Genomic DNA, 21,157 nt, shown 5'->3' on the forward strand with positions numbered 1-21,157 from the left:
ATCCTTACTTACCTGCTGTTTCCAACATCTTTTCGGTCAACAGATCCAGTTGCTTATTAAGTGACAATGGATCGGTATAGAAGAACAAGCCGAACTCTGCTTCAATAACACGGCCTGCTTTCACCGCTTCTATACTATTCCAAATCTTATTGTTCGAAAGATCGTCCATCCCTTCCCACGAAGAACGGATGACGTAATCCCCTGCATACTCAGGAAGCACTTCCATAGACACAGACTGGCCAGCTTCAGTCTCTGAAGCGTTCATATTCTTCTGAATAAGGTCTGGAGCTTTCATGCCGAGATATTCATAGAGCACTTGGGAGCCTCTTCCGAAAGTCGTCGATTGGGTAATGAACATTTCCTTAGCCCCGCCCTCCATGATCGTAACCGTCTTATCCATAATGCCCGCTTCCTTCAGCTTCTGCTTGCTTGCTTCGACCTTAGCCTGAAAATCCTCAAGCAGAGCCTTGGCCTCTTGCTCCTTGCCGAATACTTTGCCCAGCATTTCGATACGCTGTTCCGTCGTCAGCTTATCGTAAGGGATGTATACGGTAGGGGCAATCGACTTCAGCTTATCGTAGGTAAACTCGGTTGCCACAATGATCAAGTCCGGCTTCATCGCCATAACGGATTCCGGATTCACCTCATATTCAGGTCCAAGAGAGTCCGCACCGGCCAACTCCTCCGTAAATGCGGCACCTTCGTAAATTTCGGATACACCGACAGGTTTAATGCCAAGAGATGCAGCGTCACCAATCAGATACATCACCACTACCCGCTTAGGATTAAGAGGAACCTCGACATCGCCTTTTTCCGTGGAGATGATTCTCACCGTTTCCTTGTTTGTTGCAGCGTTCTCTACAATTGCGGTTGGTGATGATGACGGAGCTACAACGGTTGAGTTCGTGCTGCTTCCGGCTCCTCCCCCTGTCATACAAGCGCTAAGCACCATCGTCAAGCTAATCAGCATACTGAGCAGTATGGCTGTTTTAGAATTCCTCTTCATGTAAGTAGACCCTCCAGCGTTATATTGATAATGATTATCATTACCGTGATTAGTGTAACGCAGAGCTCTCCTGGTGCCAATGTGCAATTCTGATACATTCAATGGACGATCCTTTGCTCCTGGCTGCTGACGTTCTTGCGTCTGATAGCGCGCAGGTGACAAGCCAGTCTGTTTTTTGAAGATGCGGCTAAAGTAATACACGTCAGGATAACCAACTTGAGACGCAATATCCCGGAGCGATGCGTCCGTCTCCACGAGCAGCCTGCACGCATGGCCGATTCGAATACGAATCAAATATTCAATGGGGCTAATGCCAACTTGCTGCTTGAAGCTGACTGCTAAATGCCGAACGCTATAGTTCAACTGCTCCGCAAGAGATTGAAGCGTAATGCTATCCTGATAATGTTCATGCATATAACGGGTTGCAATTGTGACGAAATCCCTTTTGACGAGTTTTCCTTCATTATTTTTCAGCTGCCACAACAGCTCATGTATGAATTGATAGAACAACCCGGTAGCCTGGAGTCTGCCAAGCTTATCTCCATTCGTCCATGTAAGCTCCAACGAACACAAGCAGCTATACAAGCCAAGCGGTTCATCAGGCCGGAAGCCGTATTGGATGTTGAATGGGTTGCTGCTCTCTAGCAGCTTCCCTATTTCCTTCCATCGTGAAAATACAAGCGTCGTTCTATAGAATAGCAAATAATAATGGAAAGCTTCCTTCGCTTCAATATCCAGCCGCATGCCTTTGGCGCCATGCAGCAAATAGAACGGCTCAGCCTGATGTGTCACATCATTCAGCGCCACCCTGGCAGAACCGCGGATACTGTATATGAAACAGCTTGCAGGCAGACGGTAACCCTCCATCACTTCCCCGCCGCTCATCCTTATATGGCGAATATCAGATATTTTGGCTGCTGTATAATTCCATATCGTCGTATACTCGTCTACCCTCATGTTGTCCTCGCTCCTTATAAATCCCTATATATCCTATCATAAATGATAATTGTTCTCAATTAAATCGTGTATACTATAGAGGGTTGTATTCAATATGCCGTGAGAGGAAGAGTCATTATGGATTGGGAAGCTCATATCGAGCGGTGGAGCCGCACTGCTGTCCAATTGCTGGATATTCGGCAGTATTGTATGGAGAATGGAACTGTACCTGATCACTATGGGGCGCATACCTGCTTTTTCGTAGTGACTACTAGCGGAGAAGCGAAACTGGAGCTGTCGGGAACGATCTATCGAACGCGCTCCCTTCACATTCTGCATGGAGGAAAAGGAGCAACACTGCGCTTTATGCCGCTGGGAACCGACTTTGCCTGCTATCTGATTCTGTACAAAGCCGTTTGCATCTCGCAGGAGGATCAAGAGGGCTTCCATTTGCCGTATGCTTTTATTCCTTATGCATCACTGCCTCTACAGGAAAAGTGCCAAGAGATGGACCGTTTGTGGCAGCAATCAAATCCGATGGACAAGCTGCAGGCGCAGGCTGCCTTCCTTCCATTTGTGTACGAGGTGATGCGGCAGATCCGTTCGACCGCGACGGAAAACAACAAAATAAATGTGGTAACCGAAGCGATCCACTATATTCAAGAGCACTTCAGAGAATCGATGACAGCCGAGGATTTGGCCGGGAGGTATAGCTGCAGCGCGAGCTACTTGTCCCGCTTGTTCAAGAACCAAATAGGAATAGGGCCGATCGATTACCTGATTCATGTACGCATTCATAAATCAAAGCAGTTCCTGTTGAAATCAGAGGCTCGAATTCAGGAAATAGCAAGCAGCGTCGGCTATGCGGATGTCTATTATTTCAGCCGCTTATTCAAAAAGCACGCTGGCTGCTCTCCTCTTCAATTTCGTGAGAATGATCGGCAGACTGTTCAGCATAATCCATTCCCTCTGTTAAAATCGTCCATTGTATCTCTAAATCTAACTTCCCATAATGAGAATGAGAGTTATTATCAACAGATTGGGGAAGGGGACACATCGATGTTCAGATTTTCAAGACCAACGCTCGGAGTGATGATGCTGTTATGTACGGCACTGCTTCTGAATGCATGTCAGACAGGCAGTAAAGATAGCGATACGGAGAATACAGCTGTAAAGACGCGTATTTACGAGCATTTGCAAGGCCAAACGTCTATTCCAGTAAAGCCACAGCGCGTGGTTAGTCTCTTCCATTTGGGGGAATTGATGGCGCTTGGTGTAAAGCCGGTAGGTACAACAAGCTTTGTCCTGAAAAATCCGCTGCTAAGCGATACCTCCGGTATTGCAGATATTGGCGTTCCGCCGGATGCGGAAAAGATTCTGTCGCTGGAGCCTGATTTGATCGTGACAACAGGACCATTCGCGGAGGTATTCGAAGGCGGGTACGAAGCGCTGAGCAAAATCGCACCAACGATTGTTGTGGAGCAGTACAATGATCCGATCAAGGATGTCGAGATGTTTGGCGATATCCTCGGCAAGCAGAAGGAAGCGCAGCAATGGAATAAGGCATTTGAGGCAAAAATAGCGAAGTACAAGGAGCAAATCAGCCCTTTCGTTGGAGCTGATGAAACCTTCTCCATTCTGAATGTGCGGACCGGCAGCCTATTTGTTTACGGAGACACGAATATGGGAGGCAATATTATCTACAAGTATCTGGGTTTGAAGCCACAGAAAAAAGTAGAGTCCGATGTCATTCATGGCGAGACATGGGAAATATCTGCCGAGGTGATCCCAGAATTCATAGGCGAGCGGTTATTTCTGGCTGTAAATGAAGGTGCAGAGGAAGATATGAAGAAGCTGGACAAGCTTATTCAACATTCGCCTGCTGGGAAAGCGGGAAAAATCTACAACATTGACTTCGATCAATTTCTCCCCAGCGATCCCATCTCCGTCGAACAACAATTGGATATTATCGTTGATTTGCTAAAAGAATAACGCCTGCCAGGAAGCATCACCTTTAGCGGAGCTGCTTCCTCCAGCAGGCTGGATCGTTTTTCCTTGTGCTTTGAGCAAGAGCAGCTGCCAATGACGGATAGATACCGCTCCGTGCGGATTTCTCTGAATTGGCAAGCTGCAGCTTAGGCGATTACATCATAGAAAAACGCCTTAGTGATTAGCACACTCTAGCGTGCATACTATGCATTCTTATCCATTAACGCCGGGATGTTGATTTCTTTGACGCAGGCTGCTTTGGACAAGCTAACCACACATTTCACTATGGACACCATATCTTGAAGCGGAATTCGTGTGCCGCCATAGACAGCAAGGGCACGTTCTGCTCCTTCTTCATACGGAATTTCGGCTGCCAATTCTCCGGGATTAATACACGTCACAGCAATGCCATCCTCTCTCGTATGCTCTCTAAGAGCTTCCGTAATTCCTCGAATAGCGAACTTTGAGGCTACAAAAGAAACTTGACTGCTGTTTGCATTATTCAAGCCTGCCGTCGAACCGATCAGAATGATTTTGCCTGCTTCAGATTGGCGAAGCTGAGGCAATAAGGCTTGGATACATACAATGGCCGAAGTGATATTCACCTGAATTAATTTTTGGATGTCGACAGGCTCATCGTTATCGAACGTATAGTGATCCTCAAAACCTTCCTTCTCCCAAATGCCTACATTGTAGATGAGCACATCTAAGGTTTCGTTCTGCAGTTTCTCCTTAACAAGTGCGGCTGAATGAAGATCAGACAAATCCGCAGGTATCCATTCCCGCTGAATGCCATCCTCTACATTCAAGCTCTCAGGCTTGCTGCGAGCAACGACCCACACTTTGTCGCCTGGCTGAGGCACCCCTCTTACAAATGCATCCCCTAATCCTTTACTTGCTCCAAACAAAATATATGTTTTCATCTGTAATCTCCTTCATCTGAATTAAGCGATATTCTCTGCTCTTCATACGTTCCATCGACTCTTATGTTGCAAATGTCAGATTGCGCGGTATAGTTTGGTTTAAATCATATGTCAATACGATCTTTCATTCCCATTATTGAAAAGGTATGGTATGTTTGAACAGCAGCGGATTTTTCCTTTATGCACTGTTTTTCCTTACTTTTTTCAACCATCGAAAGGGGATGTTTCTCAAATGACAATTCATGTAATGGTGATCAACTCCTAAAATTGAATACGGGCAGCATGCGCTTCTAGACAGTCTCTTACGTTCCGGCTCCAGTTAGCTCTACAGGAGTTGTGTGTACGTCTATTTGAACGTGCATTTGTGCCCAAGTTGTCAAAGTAACCTTTCGTGAATACTGTTAACTGCAGGCACACTCGTTGAGGTGTGTTTTTTTGTTATTTCTCAAAGAAGCGCAGCAGAACAGCCCATGCACAATGGCTGCTTGCTGCGCTTCTTTGCCATGCGTTTTTTTCTAGTTGCATGAGTGTTATTTTGCATGAAAACAAACATAAAAAATGTGGAGGCAAAAAATATTATGAACACAAACATTGAAGATTACGGTATTTCCCCTATCCATGAAACAACAGAACCTCCCGGTCTCATCCCGGGACGAATTACCGCTGTACACAGGGAACGCTATGAGGTTGTTTGTCAGCATGGAGAAATTGGTGCAAAGCTTAAATCCGGCATTTACTATAACGGGATTACAGATGAACGGTTTCCTACAGTCGGGGACTATGTACGGCTTCAGTATAATCCCGGCGGCGACAGCCTGATTGTAAAGACCGATGAGCGAAAGTCATCTTTCTCACGCAGTGACTACTCCGGTCATGCTGCAGCCTATGTGAAGAGCATACTGGAGCAGCTGGTTGCGGCCAACTTCGACTATGTCTTTATCATGGCTTCACTCAATTATGATTTTAACGTGAAACGGATTGAACGTTATCTCACGATGGCCTGGCAAAGCGGAGCTCAGCCTGTCATTGTATTGACCAAAGCCGATCTGTCCCACCAGGTATCTGAGCAGCTTCAGCAGGTCAGAGAGATTGCGATCGGTGCAGACGTTTTTGCCATCAGCTCCAAGACTGGCGACGGACTTGACGAGTTGAAGGGCTATTTGCAGCCGCGCAAGACGATTGTATTTCTTGGCTCATCCGGTGTCGGCAAATCCAGTCTGGTTAACGCGCTGGCCGAGGAAGAAGTGATGAAGGTATCCGACATTCGCGAGGTAGACTCCAAAGGCCGCCATACAACAACTCACCGCCAGCTTACGCTGCTGAACAATGGCGTGATGGTTATCGATACACCCGGCATGCGCGAATTGGGGCTGTGGGACGCCGATAGCGGGATTAGCGAGACATTCACTGATGTGGAGGCATTATTTCCCCAATGCAAATTTGCTGATTGCACTCATGAGCGGGAGCCAGGCTGCGCAGTCAAGCAATCCATTCAAAGCGGTACGCTTAGGGAGGATCGCTGGCAGCGTTACCTGCAATTGAAGAAGGAAAATTCGTTCGTAACCAATAAGGCTGCCTACCTCAGAGAGAAGGATAAGTCGCATAAATTATCCGTCATCAACAAGCGAAGAAAAAAGTAGTGCCCTATCCATATCCTCCCCCCTATTCTCTTTCCGAAAAAGAAAATAAAAGATTGAGAGAGGCATATCAAGCAGTTGTCATACTGCTTGATATGCCTCTATTGTTGCAAACAAAACAATTGCAAGATCGCAACTCATTGATTCCGAGAAGTTTTTCAATTAAAAAATCAAAGGAAAAGTAAAGGTAACCAAAGCAGCCCACACTCCGTAGACCGGTAAATACTTTGTAACGGCATCTTGAATGGCTATGGGTCCAGCTTTGTTTCCCATAAAACGCACATAAGAAAGTATGATCCAAATGAGATTGGCAAATATGAGCAGGTTTACGCCTAATACAGCCATTCTGTTGGGCGTAATCCCATAAGAAGAAAGCCTGAACACGATAGCCGATAAAGCAATGCCATCAATGATAAGAGCAAGAGCGATGAGAGCAAAGCTAATATAATCGGAAACGTTCTTCTTCTCACCCGTGCCGCGTTCGGTAATGGTGAAGATGGTGACGGCTAATACGCTAAGGAGCACTCCGTTGAAAAGGAGCAGGAAATTGCGATCCAAGAACGGATTTTTTCCAATCCAGATAACCGCTAGTAAGTAGACCAACAATGTGGCCAAAACAAGCGGACTAAAAATTTTGGCGATATACGGCGCTATATGTTTTGCAAGCTTAGTGTCCCTCGTGACCAAATAGGCAGCTACGACCGCCAGAGCAGCAGCACCGAATAAAACGACGTTGCGAAAATAAAATTCCGAAATGTCCGTACCGATGAATTGAAATAACTGCATGGTTATTGCGGTTAGTATCATTCCGCATATAGCCATGCAAGCATATAAAATGCTAAATTCCCCGTTAAATTTAAGATAAGCCAATCTTGCGCTTCCTCTGCCGTATTCATTTCCGGTAAATGCCAGACCCATAACTACCCATAAGAAAATAGGCAGGTGAAGATAAGCCATGATGATGCTGTCTTTATCGTCTAGCGGGAGCAGGTTCAGATAAATGCCAGAGAGCAGAAATAACGACGAAAGGATATAGATTAGCTTTCTATTGGCGGGCTTATGATACACAAAATAAACAGCTATAAAGGGAAGTATCCCGAAAATAAGGTTTATAGGGGCTATTGCTTCCTGTTCGGTATAATGAAAAAGGAGCCTCGTGCTAATCCCGGCCAAGATTGCTAAAATGCCTATGAACCATACCTTTTTTAATATAAAAGGAGGCTTTTCCGTGTTTTCCGTCTCCTTGAAATGCAGTCTTTCCTGCCAAACGGCAAGAACCTGCGAATCGGGATTTTGCTCCCATGCATAGGAAAACGACTTTTTGAACAGATCGGGTTCCTCTCTGAAGAGTCGCTCCAGCTCATGGGGATTATCCATGTTCTCGGTAATTAGATTGATGCTGCCCATCGTTATCCCTCCTTTCCCCTATGGTTAGACTTCATCGTCGTCTTTGTATTCTAAAATATCTCCTGGTTGACATTCCAAATGCTTGCAAATGGCCTCCAATGTTGAAAGGCGAACCGCCTTTGCCTTTCCGTTTTTCAATATAGAGAGATTAGCCATCGTAATGCCAACCCTCTCCGAAAGCTCTGTTACGCTCATTTTTCGTTTAGCCAACATCACATCAATATTAATTATAATCGCCATCATGTTCACCTCAGACCGTCAGGTCATTTTCTGATTTGATATCAATAGCCTCTTTCAAAAGCTTCTGAAGAACGGCGGCAAAAACAGCAATGACCATGGAGGCAAATATGATAACCATCCCGATTATGATAATTCCCGGGGCATCGTCTTTGTCCGCCACGAGATAGAACAGCGGCATACTTAACGCAAACAAACCGCTGATTACGATTGCGCAGTTTTTGATATGCTTCAAAGCCCGTACGGATAATTCCGAGAACGCAACGTTCTTGTCGATGTAGCTTAAAAGCTGAAGCGCTTGATACAGAGCGATGTAAAAAGGAATCGCTGGTACATATAAGGAGATGTACACGAGAGCTTCCATATACGTTCTATCCGGATACAATTCCGCTGCGAAATTCGCGATCTCTGGCACCAGAAAGATGCACAAAGCAAGAATCGCAATTCCCATTAGAGCAATAGTCATCTTCAAAAAGAATGTTGTTCCTCGTCTCATAACAAAGCCCCTCACTTCATTAAATTAGTTCTATTCTAACATATATTTATCGTTTTACAATAAATTTATGACGAATTTAGATATGTTTTTGTTGTTATAACAAAAAAGAGGGCTGTGACAGGTCGCCCTCCCGGCTATCTATCACAGCCCTCATCCAACGCGGTCTCTCTCCTCTTCTCTTCCCCTGTCGCTACCGGAATCTCCTAGCAGCTAATTCAGTCGCTCCAGCTACCCTAGTATGTTAAGACGCGGATTATCATGACGCCTATGCTACAATAGGGTGACAAGGGGGAGTCATTATTGAGTAAGCAAAAAATCGTGATTATTGGCGCAGGGATTGTCGGGGCGTCCGTGGCCTATCATCTGGCCAAACGAAATCAAGATGTAACCGTCATTGAACGACACCCCGCCGCTGCACGTGAAGTTACAGAAAAATCATTTGCCTGGATCCATACGACGCATAAAGTAGCTCCCGAATTCAGGCATTTGTACGATGCGTCCGTGGAAGAGTATCATACACTTCAGCAAGAGCTGTCCGAACTGCAAATTCAGTGGCACGGAGCGCTGACTTGGGACAATCCGGCCCTAGGGGAACAACACTGCTTGCAAAAATTAAACCGGGAGCAGCTTGAGGCATTGGAGCCAAATCTGCAGGAATACCCGGAGGAAGCGATGTTTGCCAGCGAAGAAGGCGCTGTGGACCCGGTAGGGTTAACGGAGCTGCTGTTGAGCAAAGCGCGAGAGTATGGAGCAAAGGTTCAGTTCGGCACCAGCGTTACACAATTGCAGCAAGAAGATTCCCGCCTGGTTGGCGTCCACACGTCCAACGGTTTTCTGGAGTCCGATGTCGTGGTATTGGCCGCAGGCACGGGCGTAACCGAACTTTGCGACCCGTTGGGCTGTCCCATGCCGGTAACGCCGTCGCCTTCCATTCTGATTCGGATGAAAACTGAGAATAGGCTCATACGCACATTAATCTCTAATGCGCAATTTGAAGCGCGTCAACTGACGGATCATACGTTGCTGGCTGCGGAAGATTACATCGATGAGTCGGTGGGAAATGGGCCAGAGGCGGTCGGCAAGCGAGCTTACGAAACGTTGCGTCGCAGTTTGAAAGGCGGGGAACAATTAGAACTGGAAAGCATCACGGTCGGGATGAGACCCATGCCTGAAGACGGCTATCCGATCGTGGGCTACCATGATCACCTAAAGGGACTTTATCTGACTGTGATGCATTCTGCGATTACGCTGGCGCCGCTGATTGCGCATCTGGCGGCAAGTGAAATCATCAATCGGGAATTAAGAAGCGAATTAGTCCCTTGTCGACTCTCTCGTTTTAAGGATGGTACAAGTGATGACTCCGCTGTTTCACGCGCTTGAAGGTTTGAATTACGTTTTTGCCCTTCTCCCCCCCCTACCGCAAATCATTGAGAGGCCTTTCCAACTATCAAATTTATTAAAGATGGAGGTTCAAAATGAAAAGTGAGCTAAATAACCCGTTTGCCAGATTGCCTAAAGCAGCCAGCTTTCATGTGAAAAGTTCGGATATCTCTGACAACCTTGTATTATCCGCACCGCAGCTTTCAGGGAAATTCGGAGTAGAAGGCGGGCAAGATATTTCGCCCCAATTGAAATGGTCCGGCGCCCCGAAAGGAACAAAAAGATACGCGGTTACGGTGTATGACCCCGATGCTCCGACCGGATCAGGATTTTGGCACTGGTCTGTCTGCAATATTCCCGCTGACGTGACACAACTGCCATCTGGGGCAGGCAGCGAGGACGGCTCCTGTCTCCCGAACGGAGCTATTCAATTGAACAACGATGCCTCGTTTGCAGGTTATATTGGTGCTGCGCCACCCGTTGGAGATGGACCGCACCGCTACTACTTTATTGTTCATGCTTTGGATGTTGAGGATATAGGTGACCAGACTAATTCAACACCGGCCTTTCTAGGCTTTCAAATGCTTACCCATACTTTAGGCAGAGCGGTACTGATAGCAACGTTTGAAAGATAATATACGTGTCCAACGTTAATGCGCGACAAGAAATTTTTGTTGCGCATTTTATTTTTCATATCTTCTTGCCAGATTCTTTATATGCTCTAACTGCCCAGAAAAGCAATCATTTCTCTATTAACATAATCAGCGTCCTTAATATCGAGCGCATGACCGACTCTAAGCCTGGCATCTTGATACTTGAACATCAAAAACTTAATCATTCAAAAAAAAGTCGTGTTACAATTCACAGAACACACTAACAAAGGAGAACGAAAAGAATGAAAGAAACGGTGAACTGGAAAAATGGCGCTCATGGGCATAAATTTATAGCTTCTTTTAGTGGGGGAAAAGATAGCGTCCTGGCTCTGTATAAATCTATGTTTGTTGGAGAAGCAATCGGACTGATTGTGATGATGGAGGAAGAAGGAAAACGTTCCAGATCCCATGGAATGCCTCCGGAGCTTATCCGTGCCCAAGCTGAATCGATCGGCTTGCCCCTTTATACTGCAGCTGCAAGTTGGGACAACTATGAAGACAAATTTATGGCTCTTTTAAAACACGCAAAGCTTCAAGGCGCAGAAGTATTAGTCACAGGAGATTTGGATGTGCCTATTGAGGACTGCTGGCATGACAAGGTTACCCAAAATGCCGGCCTAAAGCTTGGCATGCCCCTATGGGAAATGGATCATTATGAAGCCGTCAAAGAGTTTATTGATCTCGGCTTTATATCGACTCTGGTCACAGTAAATCTATCGCTGGGGATGCGGGAGGAAGATTTAGGACGAACGTTAACTTACGACTACATTAAGGAGCTGCAAGCTCGTGGTATTGACCCATGTGGAGAAGGCGGCGAGTTCCATACCACCGTAATCGATGGCCCCATCTTCAAGCATCCTATTCCTGTTCGCAAATGCAGCATTGTTAAGAACGGCGATTATGCCTTTTTGCCTTTGGAACTGCTAGGCAATTGAAGAAGGTAACCTTTGCAATCTGGTCTTATTAAATATTCAAACCCTTCCCGTTGGTCGACCTTTCCTTGGGCTTCTCTACAGTAGGCTCCAGTATTCTTGCAACTGCCTTTCTCGAACTCTTGTATGCAAGCTGTTTTCAAGAAGCTCAAAAAGGGCTGCATTGCAACAAAAAAATACAGCCGGCCTCTTAAGGGAGCTGCATTTGTTTAAAGGCTTTTAGTTGGATGGAATGATTCGAATATCCTTATCCAAATTGGCAAGCATCATGTAATTGCGATTGAAAGTAAAGATGCGTTTTATCTGATAATAGGACATCGTGACAGCAGTCAATGCTTCACTGAGAGAGAAACGAAGCTCAGGCCTGTCTATAAGCAGTCTGCGCGATTCCCTCACAAATTCGGGGCCGCTGGAGATGACCTCAAGCTTTCCGTTACTCACTGCTTTATCAATTGCATTCAGAAAAAATTCCGCCTGCTGATAGCTGTATTCATTGCAGAGCCATTCGTGAAGATCAAATATAATGGCGTTGGTCGTCACGTAATTACGTTCAAGATCGTGTAAATCCAGAAACAGGGAACGAGCTTTTATGTAGCGGGGGTTTTCAGGGTTCATTAAAGCGGCTAAAGCTGTTTCATCCAGAAAAATGATATTCTGAACGTTCAAATGGTTATCCATATGTCGGCACTCCTTACTTCTCTAGTTTGCAAATACCATCCAAATACAGAAGCGGGTTATCTTCCTTTTGATCCACTGAGATGGGGGTTGATTCGTATTTGCCATTTACGCTTACCAGGTACTGGACAATGATTTCATTGACGATCGCTTGCACGTTCGTACGTTGCAGATCGGCGATGGCTTTCAGCTCAACATAATATTGCGGATTGAGTTCTATAGTACCTTCTTCTTGATCTTCACCTTTTGAAGATATGAATCCGGAAGCGGTAGACTTCGCTTTTTCGTATTGATTTTGAATGAAGCGTTTATATTTATTCTCCATCGAGATTCACTCCTTCTATATATCTTTTATAAAGATTCGTCGAATTTCGTCGCTTTCAGGGGGCAATACGACAAATTGTCAAGGGCACCCCGCTGTGGCTGGCTCCGCGCTACTTGGAACTTCTTGTATGCAAGTTGCTGAACGAAAACGACAAAGAGAGCTGCAACAGCTTGCCTTCCAGCAGCCTGCCACAGCCCTCAATTCCGCTTCGACGCGATTTTTCGTCTCTTACTCTTCTCCCGTCGCCACCGGATTCTCACTGTACGAGATCCAATCGCTCCAGTTGTAGTGTTTACTTGTGATACGGTTCTCCACGCTGTCTGTAACGGCAAGTTATAGGGCCATCCTTTGTGGGGATGACCCTTTATTAATCTAGATTTGTTCAGTTGTCATCTTCGTTAACGCCTGCATTTCGCTCGCATAAGAGCGTTATTTTTTCTTCACCGGTATCCAGATTTCTCCTGAAACATTCCCATGCCGTGCCATTCCATAATACATTTCGAAACTTGGGCCCTCAACCTGTTCGTATTCAGATGTCGGAAACCACTCAGAATAGATTCGTTCCCATAGTTTTTGCATATCACATTGCGGCTCCGGGAAAATCGCCCACGTTAATGTTGGGACAGAAAGTTTTGTAAATCTCTCCGGAATTTCAAGACCCTTAGGTAAATGATAGCAGACCATGTATTTGAAAGATTCTTTAGTGTGATCGTAAAGGGCGGCGTGTAACATGGTGTCACCAAAACGTCCCAGTAAGTCGTTCATAAGATCAACGCTGCCATCATCATCACATTTTATACGGAATTCAGGAACTTCAGAGAACGCTGTTTTCTGGTCTGCATTTATAATTCCATATACTCCAAACATCTCAAAAGAACCTCTTTGCTCAATACGGTAATTCATTTCGACATCCCCTTTTATTGAAATATGAAAGGACATTCGAGGATAGGCTTTGAGAGAAACGCCTGTATCGCGCGCAGATACAGGCATAATACCATGAAGATTCTTAAAGGCCCGTGCAAACGCCTCCGGCGAATCATATCCAAATTTCATAGCTACATCAATAACCTTTGAGTCTGTTGTCTGCAGTTCGAATGCCGCCAATGTCAAGCGTCGACGTCGAATGTACTCCGATAACGATACGCCAGTAATAAATGGAAACATTCTTTGAAAATGATAGGTAGAGCAACAGGCTCTCTGTGCTATTTCATCAAATGAAATGGTGTCCGCTAGATTTATTTCGATATATTCCATTGCACTATTCATCCTGTCCAACCAATCCATCGTATTCCCTCCCTTTAAGGTAATTTTATCGGAAATAAAAAATGAATACCTTGCAATTTCTGCACGAAAAAGTCAGCAAAAAACTTGCCCTTATTTATGACATGGCTCAGCGCGAATAATCTGCAACACTAACATTCGTTAGACAATCATTGATTTAATCCATATCCATAAGATCCTTCTATTGCATGTATAAATCGGCAAAGTTATAATAAAGCTAAAGAAGGAGCCGTGCACCAACACGACTCCGGGCAGCACAGTAGACCGCTTCAAAGGCGGTCGGCTTCGGTTAATAAGTCAGGGATAGACCGTTCACCTAGCAGAGGGGCGGTCTATTTCTTTTGGATAAACACTGCGATGATGGCAACGACTAGCGTCAGCAGCGCTATAATCAGCGCACCAAAACCGATCATCAACGTCAAAGCGTCTTTAACCTCCATGGGCATCCCTCCCTTCGATGAGAGGTAGCCGACCACCCTTACAAGCCGTTCTATGTGCTTGTCTGATTATAGCATAAATTGTAAAAAGAGCGGCGGTGAAATCCGGATTTTCCCCCTCTTTATACACGGTTGTTGAATCCATTTTGATAGATTTTCGAGAGGCTTCTTGTTGTTGACTCTGTATGAACACCCCTGCATAAGAAAGAGCGATAGCCCCTTAGGAGTGCGGGAACTACCGGACTTCTTTGTGCGCGTACAACGTTATGGCTGCTCATGCCCAGTGGTCTGTTCGATGTATTGAGCAAAGCCGAGCAGAAGGTCGGTCCGCGCCAGAACCGAGGCCTCATGAATGTATTTTCCAAATGTGAAAGTTGATTCCCGGTTGACTTAGGAGCCCCTACGTCCAACGAAAAGAAGTACATCGCCACATGAACGATGCACTCCGAGTCACACATACTATTTCTCCGTCTACGCCTTCTCCTCTTCCCCCACAGCCACCGGATTCTCACTGTACGAGATCCAATCGCTCCAGCTCCCCGCGTACAGCCTTACATTCGTAAAGCCCGCTTCCTGCAGAGCAATTACATTCGGCGTTGCTGTTACGCCCGAGCCGCAATACACGATGAGCTCGCGGTTCTTATCTAGATCGGCGAAGCGCTCCGCTTGCTCTGCCCCATCCTTCCAGCTGCCGGATGCCGTGAGGCCGTCCTTCCAGAAGCGATTGATGGCGCCCGGAATGTGGCCCGCTACGCGGTCAATCGGCTCCACCTCGCCACGATAGCGCGGTGCTTCACGGGAATCAATCAGCGTAACGCCATCTCTGCCCAACAGCTCCTGCACCTGATCCATCTCCACCAGCATCGTATGCTCGACAATTGCCAGGAATTTCGTAGGAGTAGGCTCTACAATCTCGTCCGTTACCGGATATCCTGCATTTGTCCATACGGCAAATCCTTCATCCATCACATACACTTGCTCATGTCCCAAATATTTGAGCAGCCACCATAACCGGGAAGCCATCGCTCCCCCTTGGTCGTCGTAAGCCACCACTTTCGTCTCATTGCCGATCCCTGCGCGGCTAAGCGCAACGGTCAGATCGAATATATCGGGCAGCGGATGACGGCCGCCATGCTCATCCACTGGGGCGGACAAATCCTTCTCCAAATCCAGATAGACCGCACCCGGAATGTGCGAAGCCTCATAAGCCTCACGTCCAGCCTCCGGCTTGCCAAGCACAAAACGGCAATCGGCGAAAACGACATCAGCAGCTCCGATTTGCTCCTTCACCCATGCCATGGAAACAATATTGTTCATGTTAATCCGTCCTTTCGCATTCAACCCATGCGTCCTATTATACGGATTTTTGCCTCATCACAAAAGTCCGCTCCGTTTTTATTTTCATCTATCATAAAAAAAGCCCGCTGCGCCTGCATACAGCGCCACGGGTTCATGTGGAATACATCTATGAAATTCCTATGAAATTTCTCGGCAGCAACGATAGACAGCTTGCGGTCGCGCCTAATTTCGGTGTATTATAAGGTATGAAACACAAATAGCCCTTTGTGCGAAAAAGGGAGATGCATGCGAGCGATGACAAGGTGCGAACTTGAATATCGCCTTGCTGTATTCCATTTGTGTCTTCCATCAATCTCATAAGGAGGTGTCCTCAATGGCTAAAGACGTTCTTTGTGAAGTCGACTCCTGCCGTCACTGGAGCAACGGCAACAAGTGTGCTGCTGAACAAATTTACATCGTTTCCAAACACCAAGCTAGCACATCGTCGGAAACAGACTGCAAAACATTCGAAGTTAAATAAGCCACATGGAGAAGGAATACATCAGGTGTTCCTTCTTCTTTTTTGATTTTATCAAGAACGATAATTATTATCAAGTCTTTTCTGCTGGAAAATGTAGTTTCCTCCCCAACTCCACATCTTCATACCTGGCTCAAACCTATACCCCTCTCCACTTCCCATACATTCACATAGAAAAAAGCTGTCGCTTTTTTACAATACAATAACGGACATCCTAACCTACACTACTTCTAAAACGTTGGGAGCGATGAATATGAGCAGATTTGGAATGTATGTCAAAGTCACAGCGAAACCCGGTGAGCGGGATGCGCTGGTGGAGATATTGCTGGAGGGCGAAGCCGCCATGCAAGCCATGGAGGAATGCGAGCTGTATATCGTCAATGTCTCGGATACCGAGTCGGATGCCATATGGGTGACTGAGGTATGGAATAGTCCGGAAGCTCATCGCGCCTCCCTCGATCATGAAGACACCAAAGCCTCTATTGCGCGCGCCATGCCGTTAATCGCAGGAGTGGAGTCGACCACAATCAGACCTGTCGGCGGAAAAGGATTACGATTTCGATACCCGCTCCGTTCACTCGAAAAAGTCCTGCCTCCACATAAGACAGGACTTCCCTGTAAACCAACTATTCGTTCAAAAAGGTCGTAGCCCGGTTTTGAATCAGCCCGGCTGCTTCCTCCGCAGACTTCTGACCGCTGAAATAAGCGAGCGACTCCTCCCCGACGATCGCAATCACTTTCCCGTCGAGAACCGCATATTGATCCGCCTGATCCAACAGTTGATGGAACCGTTCAAATTCCGCATCCTCTGCTTTTACCGTTTTGCCATCATACAGTTGTAAGGTGCCCGCCTGGATTTGCTCCTTAATCTCGTCCAGCTTCCTCTCGTTCACAGACCTAAGTAGCGAGAATCCGCTGCGTTCCGGTATCGACTGCCCCTCTTCGGACAAGAGGAAGCTGAGCAGCTTCCACGCTTCCTCCTTCACCGGGGATTTCTCCCGAATCGCAAACGTGGAGGATGGGATGATCCGCATCATGCCAGATTGCTCTGCGCTATGCGGCTTTTGCAGCAGCCGAGGGTGATCGAACATGGTATGCGTTACATTAATTACGTCGGCTGGCTCACGCAATACGGCAGAATAAAATAATTGCTTGTCAAGCTGCCCTGGCTCGGCGGTCATTACGCCTTCATCGTACATGTTCTTCACCTGTTTCAGTAATGCCACAAATTCCGGGGTATTGAACTTTGCTTTTTTCGCCGCCTTATCCACGTATGAGCTGTAACTGTCGATCGTCATTTCCTGCATCAGCATATCCGGCGTATAATCAGCCATTGCATACAAGCCCTCCTCACTCTGCGTCAGCCTCTTACCAATATCGGCAAAATCCTGCCAGGTCCAAGTCTGCTCATTGATGCCCGCGTCCTTCAGCCTCTTTCCATCTCCGATGAACGCTCTCACCGAAAATCCGGACGGAATCGCATAGTTTCCGCCTTTTTGCTTCATCGCATTTAATACATTCATGTACATATAGTCTGGCTTCAGAGTGTCGTCCTGGTTCATTAAATCCTCCATATTCAGGAGAAGTCCTTTCTCGACATATTCGTTCGCGGGCAACCCGTCTATCAGCTCAAGAACATCAGACCCTTTCCCGGATAATAAAGCCGTATTCATGGACTTCCGGTATTCCTCCCAATCCCCGGCTTTATCCTCCTCTCCAGCCTGCTTATAAGCTTGAATCTGCAGATCGATGTCCGGATACTTGGCTTCGAATTTCTTCTCCAACGCTTCATAATAGGGTGTAGACTGCATAATGGATAACGTTAGCACGGTTTTTTCATCTTTCGTTGCCGTCCCGTTCTCTTCTGTCTTTGCCCCGCCGTCCCCCGTACCGCAAGCAGTCATAGCTGCCAGCATGATTGCCGCCGATAACACGGTTACACCTAATCTTTTCATCATGTCTCTATACCTCTCATCTTTAAAATTTTTTATTGCAGACGAATCCGGTTCCCGTCCTGCAGCGGCTCGCTGCTTTCCAGAATAATTAGCTCCCCTTCATACAGCCGATCTGCCGGAATCATCGTCTCCCGCTCCGTGGACTCGCTTGCCTCAATCGGAATCTTGCGGGCCACAAACACATTGCCCAAAGCCCCCCGCTGCTGCTCCACCTTGAATATAAATCGCTTCTCGCCTTCCCGATGAATCGCCTCGTTCGGGATCAACCATCCCTTCCCGGCTGAAGCCCGATTCAGCTTAACCGAAACCTGCTCACCCCCTTTCAGGGTGAGGTCGGACACATGGATGCGCAGCTGCTTCTGTCGAATGACTGCTGGCGCTCCCCCGGCACCTTCGGCCAAGCTCGCGGACCGAGAGCTCTCATCGGCAATCCCATCAATTGTGCCTTCCATTGTGCGTGCTGGCTGCTCCCCCTCCGCTGCGACTCTCAGCTCGATAGGCTGCTTAACCGCAAGACCTAAGCGATCAATAAGCTCACCATTTGCCATGATTTCCAGCCGATAGCCCAAGTCGCGGTTTGTGATCAACACATCCGGCTGACCCGTAGAGACGAGACCTTCTACTGCGTTCACCTTCTTCACAATCCCGCCGAACGGAGCGGCCAGCTCTCTTTGCCGGTTCAACTGCTCCCGCAGCCCGTCGATCTTACGCTGCTGCATCGATAGATCGATATTGCGCGTTGCCAGCTCCCGCTTAACGTCCCGCGTAGCCGACTCATTCCCTTCGACCATCGACAATTTGAATTGGTCCTGCACGCCTTCCAGCGCGATCGTCAGCTTCTCCAGTTGCGCAAGCTCGTCCGCAAGCTCCCTCTCGGCTATGGTGCTGTCGTACACGATAAGCTTCTGCCCTTTCTGGACGGCCTCTCCTTCCTTCACAAGAACCTGCTGGACCTTCCAGCCCGCCGGGTTCGGCAGCTCCGCTTGATTAACTGGCAGCAATACACCGCTGCCCTCCAGCTTATAAGCGATTCCTCCAATTGCTGCCTGCTCCGCCCTTACCTTCGGCAAAGTAACCGACTGCAGCGTATTGCTGAATAACGTGAAGAACAGCAGCATTCCAGTCAACAGCAGCAGCACGGCGGATATCCATCTTTTACGATTACGATCAATCCGCTCCTTTGATAGTTCCATCCTTGCCTTCTCCTCCTACCCCTTAATCCCGGACAATTGAACGCCTTCGATGAAATACGTCTCCGCATAAAGGAACAACAGCACCATCGGAGCCATATACAGCATCGACGCGGCAAACACCGTATCCCATTCACCGCTTAGCCTCGACAGAAATACTGATAAAGGCTGCTTGAACGGATCATTGATAAAAATCAGCGGCTGCTCGACCATATTCCAGTAATCCACAAATAGCAGCACGACCAGAGCGGCAAGCCCCGGCTTCACCATCGGCAAAATAACCGTCAGAAATATTCTGAGATGGCCGGCTCCGTCTATCTTGGCCGCTTCGATATAGGCATAGGGAATATGCAGCATGAACTGGCGCAGCATGAATACACCAAAAGCCGCAAAAATGCCCGGAAGGATCACAGCACCTGATGTATGGAGCAAACCCAGCTTATCGGCCATGATGTAGTTCGGAACGAGCGTAACCTGAAAAGGCATGAGCATCGTCAGCAGATACACGAGAAACAGAGAATCACGACCACGGAAGTTCAGCTTCGCAAAAGCGTAGGCTGCCAGCGCCGCGACAACCGTCTGTCCAAGGATAATCGGTACAACCAAGCCTGCCGAATTCCAGAACAGCAGCAGATAGTTAGGCGAATAGACCAGCAGCTCGCCGTATTGCGCCAGAGTCACCTTGTCCGGCAGCCATTTTAAATTCACAAATGTATCGGCACCCGTTGACGTTACCTCCGTGAGCTTCCCGATCACCCCATAGTTGATGTTCAGCTCCTGCTTGCTCATCAGCGAATTGGTGAAGGTAATGACAATCGGGGACAATAATAGCAAACCAATCATCCCCATTAACGCCGTTAACAACACTTTATGTATGGTTGAAATGACTCGCAAAGCTCCTCCTCCTACTCCATAAACTGGCGATACCGGCGCTCCAGGCCGAACATCCCCAGTACGACCACCATAATACCGCAGACCATCAACGCTGCCGCCGCCGTCAGCTTCTGAATATCCAGTGACACGAACATGTTGTTCATGTAATGCTGCAGCATATAGATGCTGTCATGCGGGTAATCGCCGGCCATCAAATACGTCTCCCGAAACACCTTGAAGGAATTGATGATCGACATGATCACCACAAAGAACGTCGTTGTAGTCAAATAGACTAGCGTAATGCCGAAAAACTGACGAAAACGTCCGGCACCCTCAAGCTGGGCGGTCTCATAATAATCCTTCGGGATTTGCTGGAGTCCCGCTAGAAACAAGATGACGTTGTACCCGACGTTTTTCCATAGATACACCGCAATGACCACATTCCGGGCCGCTTCCGTCTTCATCCAGTCCACCCGGTTGATCCCGAACCAACTGAGCGCATAGTTCAAAACCCCATTCCAGTCAAAGACCATCTGCCAGATGATGATGACAGAGGCGACGGGAACGACAAGCGGCAACACATAAGAGGTGCGCAGCCATTTGCGAAAATAGATTTGCCGGTTCAGCAATAGCGCCAGCCCCAGGGACAACGCCAGCATAAGCGGAACGCTCACCGCGCTGAAATAAAAGGTGTTGGACGCCGCCTTCCGGAACGACTCGCTGGCCACCAGCTCCCGATAATTCGCCAGGCCCGCGAACCCTCCGCCGGAGGCGCTGCTCATGAATGAATACAACACCCCCATGACAAACGGGATCAGATAAAACACGGCAAAACCAACTGCGCTCGGCGCGAGAAACAGCCACGCCGCCGCGGTGTCCCGGCGTATCCACCGGGCGAGGCCCCGCGGAGCACGCAAAAAACCCCACTTCTTCATCTTTCAGTCCTCCTGCCGTTGATGCTCTAAGCATAGGCCAGACTGATAAAATAAGAAGTGGGGGAATTCTTAAC

General features: G+C 47.5%; 21 protein-coding genes. 7 read left to right on the plus strand and 14 right to left on the minus strand.

From position 1 onward, the window contains the following. Positions 1-4: 4 nt before the first annotated feature. Positions 5-1,963, minus strand: coding sequence for an AraC family transcriptional regulator (locus tag ACFVSO_RS03940; RefSeq protein ID WP_387470297.1), 1,959 nt, complete (start codon positions 1,961-1,963; stop codon positions 5-7). A gap of 117 nt (positions 1,964-2,080) precedes the next feature. Here ACFVSO_RS03940 and ACFVSO_RS03945 point away from each other — a divergent pair, with 117 nt between their 5' ends. Further along, a complete protein-coding gene (locus ACFVSO_RS03945) occupies positions 2,081-3,934 on the plus strand; it encodes a helix-turn-helix domain-containing protein (protein WP_387470299.1) in 1,854 nt (617 codons plus the stop codon). 200 nt (positions 3,935-4,134) lie between these two features. On the opposite strand, the gene ACFVSO_RS03950 is transcribed toward ACFVSO_RS03945, so the two are convergent. Continuing rightward, positions 4,135-4,854: an SDR family NAD(P)-dependent oxidoreductase gene (locus ACFVSO_RS03950; protein WP_387470301.1), complete on the minus strand. Its 720-nt coding sequence runs from the start codon at positions 4,852-4,854 to the stop codon at positions 4,135-4,137. A 578-nt stretch (positions 4,855-5,432) separates the two neighbouring features. On the opposite strand from ACFVSO_RS03950, the gene rsgA reads away from it, so the two are divergent. Continuing rightward, the gene (gene rsgA, locus ACFVSO_RS03955; protein WP_387470303.1) at positions 5,433-6,494 is read left to right on the plus strand and encodes a ribosome small subunit-dependent GTPase A; all 1,062 of its coding nucleotides are present in this window, start codon (positions 5,433-5,435) and stop codon (positions 6,492-6,494) included. 159 nt (positions 6,495-6,653) lie between these two features. Here the strand turns inward: rsgA and ACFVSO_RS03960 are convergent, their stop codons facing one another. The 3 genes from ACFVSO_RS03960 to ACFVSO_RS03970 are packed head-to-tail and all read right to left on the minus strand — an operon-like array spanning position 6,654 to position 8,631. Beyond that, positions 6,654-7,898: a DUF4153 domain-containing protein gene (locus ACFVSO_RS03960; protein WP_387470305.1), complete on the minus strand. Its 1,245-nt coding sequence runs from the start codon at positions 7,896-7,898 to the stop codon at positions 6,654-6,656. 24 nt (positions 7,899-7,922) lie between these two features. Next, entirely contained in the window at positions 7,923-8,138 is a 216-nt protein-coding gene (locus ACFVSO_RS03965; protein WP_387470553.1) for a helix-turn-helix domain-containing protein, read from the minus strand. Positions 8,139-8,148: 10 nt separating this feature from the next. Beyond that, positions 8,149-8,631: a DUF2975 domain-containing protein gene (locus ACFVSO_RS03970; protein WP_387470307.1), complete on the minus strand. Its 483-nt coding sequence runs from the start codon at positions 8,629-8,631 to the stop codon at positions 8,149-8,151. A 300-nt stretch (positions 8,632-8,931) separates the two neighbouring features. Here ACFVSO_RS03970 and ACFVSO_RS03975 point away from each other — a divergent pair, with 300 nt between their 5' ends. The 3 genes from ACFVSO_RS03975 to ACFVSO_RS03985 all read left to right on the plus strand — a co-directional run bounded on the left by ACFVSO_RS03975 (position 8,932) and on the right by ACFVSO_RS03985 (position 11,599). Further along, positions 8,932-10,011: an NAD(P)/FAD-dependent oxidoreductase gene (locus ACFVSO_RS03975; RefSeq protein WP_387470309.1), complete on the plus strand. Its 1,080-nt coding sequence runs from the start codon at positions 8,932-8,934 to the stop codon at positions 10,009-10,011. 95 nt (positions 10,012-10,106) lie between these two features. Then, positions 10,107-10,646, plus strand: coding sequence for a YbhB/YbcL family Raf kinase inhibitor-like protein (locus ACFVSO_RS03980; protein ID WP_387470311.1), 540 nt, complete (start codon positions 10,107-10,109; stop codon positions 10,644-10,646). A gap of 260 nt (positions 10,647-10,906) precedes the next feature. Further along, the gene (locus ACFVSO_RS03985; protein ID WP_387470313.1) at positions 10,907-11,599 is read left to right on the plus strand and encodes a Dph6-related ATP pyrophosphatase; all 693 of its coding nucleotides are present in this window, start codon (positions 10,907-10,909) and stop codon (positions 11,597-11,599) included. A gap of 216 nt (positions 11,600-11,815) precedes the next feature. On the opposite strand, the gene ACFVSO_RS03990 is transcribed toward ACFVSO_RS03985, so the two are convergent. The 5 genes from ACFVSO_RS03990 to ACFVSO_RS04010 all read right to left on the minus strand — a co-directional run bounded on the left by ACFVSO_RS03990 (position 11,816) and on the right by ACFVSO_RS04010 (position 15,631). After that, entirely contained in the window at positions 11,816-12,274 is a 459-nt protein-coding gene (locus tag ACFVSO_RS03990) for a hypothetical protein (protein ID WP_387470315.1), read from the minus strand. 13 nt (positions 12,275-12,287) lie between these two features. After that, positions 12,288-12,596, minus strand: a complete 309-nt coding sequence (locus tag ACFVSO_RS03995; RefSeq protein WP_387470317.1) for a hypothetical protein — start codon at positions 12,594-12,596, stop codon at positions 12,288-12,290. A 429-nt stretch (positions 12,597-13,025) separates the two neighbouring features. Continuing rightward, complete coding sequence (locus tag ACFVSO_RS04000; protein ID WP_387470319.1) at positions 13,026-13,880, minus strand: AraC family transcriptional regulator; 855 nt, start codon at positions 13,878-13,880, stop codon at positions 13,026-13,028. A 329-nt stretch (positions 13,881-14,209) separates the two neighbouring features. Next, positions 14,210-14,317: a putative holin-like toxin gene (locus ACFVSO_RS04005; protein ID WP_387470321.1), complete on the minus strand. Its 108-nt coding sequence runs from the start codon at positions 14,315-14,317 to the stop codon at positions 14,210-14,212. A 468-nt stretch (positions 14,318-14,785) separates the two neighbouring features. Beyond that, the gene (locus ACFVSO_RS04010; RefSeq protein ID WP_387470323.1) at positions 14,786-15,631 is read right to left on the minus strand and encodes a sulfurtransferase; all 846 of its coding nucleotides are present in this window, start codon (positions 15,629-15,631) and stop codon (positions 14,786-14,788) included. 355 nt (positions 15,632-15,986) lie between these two features. Here ACFVSO_RS04010 and ACFVSO_RS04015 point away from each other — a divergent pair, with 355 nt between their 5' ends. Both ACFVSO_RS04015 and ACFVSO_RS04020 read left to right on the plus strand, forming a co-directional pair. Further along, entirely contained in the window at positions 15,987-16,133 is a 147-nt protein-coding gene (locus ACFVSO_RS04015) for a DUF1540 domain-containing protein (RefSeq protein WP_119800084.1), read from the plus strand. Between the two features lie 250 nt (positions 16,134-16,383). Beyond that, a complete protein-coding gene (locus tag ACFVSO_RS04020; RefSeq protein ID WP_387470325.1) occupies positions 16,384-16,779 on the plus strand; it encodes a putative quinol monooxygenase in 396 nt (131 codons plus the stop codon). Here ACFVSO_RS04020 and ACFVSO_RS04025 read toward each other — a convergent pair. The 4 genes from ACFVSO_RS04025 to ACFVSO_RS04040 are packed head-to-tail and all read right to left on the minus strand — an operon-like array spanning position 16,757 to position 21,083. Then, the gene (locus ACFVSO_RS04025) at positions 16,757-18,088 is read right to left on the minus strand and encodes an ABC transporter substrate-binding protein (protein WP_387470327.1); all 1,332 of its coding nucleotides are present in this window, start codon (positions 18,086-18,088) and stop codon (positions 16,757-16,759) included. The genes ACFVSO_RS04020 and ACFVSO_RS04025 overlap by 23 nt on opposite strands. Before the next feature lie 29 nt (positions 18,089-18,117). Beyond that, positions 18,118-19,278 (minus strand): efflux RND transporter periplasmic adaptor subunit, encoded by a 1,161-nt coding sequence (locus ACFVSO_RS04030; protein ID WP_387470329.1) that lies wholly within the window; start codon positions 19,276-19,278, stop codon positions 18,118-18,120. A 15-nt stretch (positions 19,279-19,293) separates the two neighbouring features. Then, entirely contained in the window at positions 19,294-20,124 is an 831-nt protein-coding gene (locus ACFVSO_RS04035; RefSeq protein WP_387470555.1) for a carbohydrate ABC transporter permease, read from the minus strand. A 56-nt stretch (positions 20,125-20,180) separates the two neighbouring features. Further along, positions 20,181-21,083 carry a carbohydrate ABC transporter permease gene (locus ACFVSO_RS04040; protein ID WP_387470331.1) on the minus strand — a complete coding sequence of 301 codons (903 nt, stop codon included), beginning with the start codon at positions 21,081-21,083 and terminating at the stop codon, positions 20,181-20,183. Positions 21,084-21,157: the final 74 nt, after the last annotated feature.

The sequence above is a fragment of the Paenibacillus sp. NPDC057967 genome (assembly GCF_042887015.1).
In the GTDB taxonomy this organism is placed as follows: Bacteria; Bacillota; Bacilli; order Paenibacillales; family Paenibacillaceae; genus Pristimantibacillus.

What these genes read in the sequence shown, in the direction of transcription:
- ACFVSO_RS03940 (WP_387470297.1), bottom strand. Translation starts at nt 1,963, where the DNA reads ATGAGGGTAGACGAGTATACGACGATATGGAATTATACAGCAGCCAAA.
- ACFVSO_RS03945 (WP_387470299.1), top strand. Translation starts at nt 2,081, where the DNA reads ATGGATTGGGAAGCTCATATCGAGCGGTGGAGCCGCACTGCTGTCCAA.
- ACFVSO_RS03950 (WP_387470301.1), bottom strand. Translation starts at nt 4,854, where the DNA reads ATGAAAACATATATTTTGTTTGGAGCAAGTAAAGGATTAGGGGATGCA.
- rsgA (WP_387470303.1), top strand. Translation starts at nt 5,433, where the DNA reads ATGAACACAAACATTGAAGATTACGGTATTTCCCCTATCCATGAAACA.
- ACFVSO_RS03960 (WP_387470305.1), bottom strand. Translation starts at nt 7,898, where the DNA reads ATGGGCAGCATCAATCTAATTACCGAGAACATGGATAATCCCCATGAG.
- ACFVSO_RS03965 (WP_387470553.1), bottom strand. Translation starts at nt 8,138, where the DNA reads ATGGCGATTATAATTAATATTGATGTGATGTTGGCTAAACGAAAAATG.
- ACFVSO_RS03970 (WP_387470307.1), bottom strand. Translation starts at nt 8,631, where the DNA reads ATGAGACGAGGAACAACATTCTTTTTGAAGATGACTATTGCTCTAATG.
- ACFVSO_RS03980 (WP_387470311.1), top strand. Translation starts at nt 10,107, where the DNA reads ATGAAAAGTGAGCTAAATAACCCGTTTGCCAGATTGCCTAAAGCAGCC.
- ACFVSO_RS03985 (WP_387470313.1), top strand. Translation starts at nt 10,907, where the DNA reads ATGAAAGAAACGGTGAACTGGAAAAATGGCGCTCATGGGCATAAATTT.
- ACFVSO_RS03990 (WP_387470315.1), bottom strand. Translation starts at nt 12,274, where the DNA reads ATGGATAACCATTTGAACGTTCAGAATATCATTTTTCTGGATGAAACA.
- ACFVSO_RS03995 (WP_387470317.1), bottom strand. Translation starts at nt 12,596, where the DNA reads ATGGAGAATAAATATAAACGCTTCATTCAAAATCAATACGAAAAAGCG.
- ACFVSO_RS04000 (WP_387470319.1), bottom strand. Translation starts at nt 13,880, where the DNA reads ATGGATTGGTTGGACAGGATGAATAGTGCAATGGAATATATCGAAATA.
- ACFVSO_RS04005 (WP_387470321.1), bottom strand. Translation starts at nt 14,317, where the DNA reads ATGGAGGTTAAAGACGCTTTGACGTTGATGATCGGTTTTGGTGCGCTG.
- ACFVSO_RS04010 (WP_387470323.1), bottom strand. Translation starts at nt 15,631, where the DNA reads ATGAACAATATTGTTTCCATGGCATGGGTGAAGGAGCAAATCGGAGCT.
- ACFVSO_RS04015 (WP_119800084.1), top strand. Translation starts at nt 15,987, where the DNA reads ATGGCTAAAGACGTTCTTTGTGAAGTCGACTCCTGCCGTCACTGGAGC.
- ACFVSO_RS04020 (WP_387470325.1), top strand. Translation starts at nt 16,384, where the DNA reads ATGAGCAGATTTGGAATGTATGTCAAAGTCACAGCGAAACCCGGTGAG.
- ACFVSO_RS04025 (WP_387470327.1), bottom strand. Translation starts at nt 18,088, where the DNA reads ATGATGAAAAGATTAGGTGTAACCGTGTTATCGGCGGCAATCATGCTG.
- ACFVSO_RS04030 (WP_387470329.1), bottom strand. Translation starts at nt 19,278, where the DNA reads ATGGAACTATCAAAGGAGCGGATTGATCGTAATCGTAAAAGATGGATA.
- ACFVSO_RS04035 (WP_387470555.1), bottom strand. Translation starts at nt 20,124, where the DNA reads ATGGGGATGATTGGTTTGCTATTATTGTCCCCGATTGTCATTACCTTC.
- ACFVSO_RS04040 (WP_387470331.1), bottom strand. Translation starts at nt 21,083, where the DNA reads ATGAAGAAGTGGGGTTTTTTGCGTGCTCCGCGGGGCCTCGCCCGGTGG.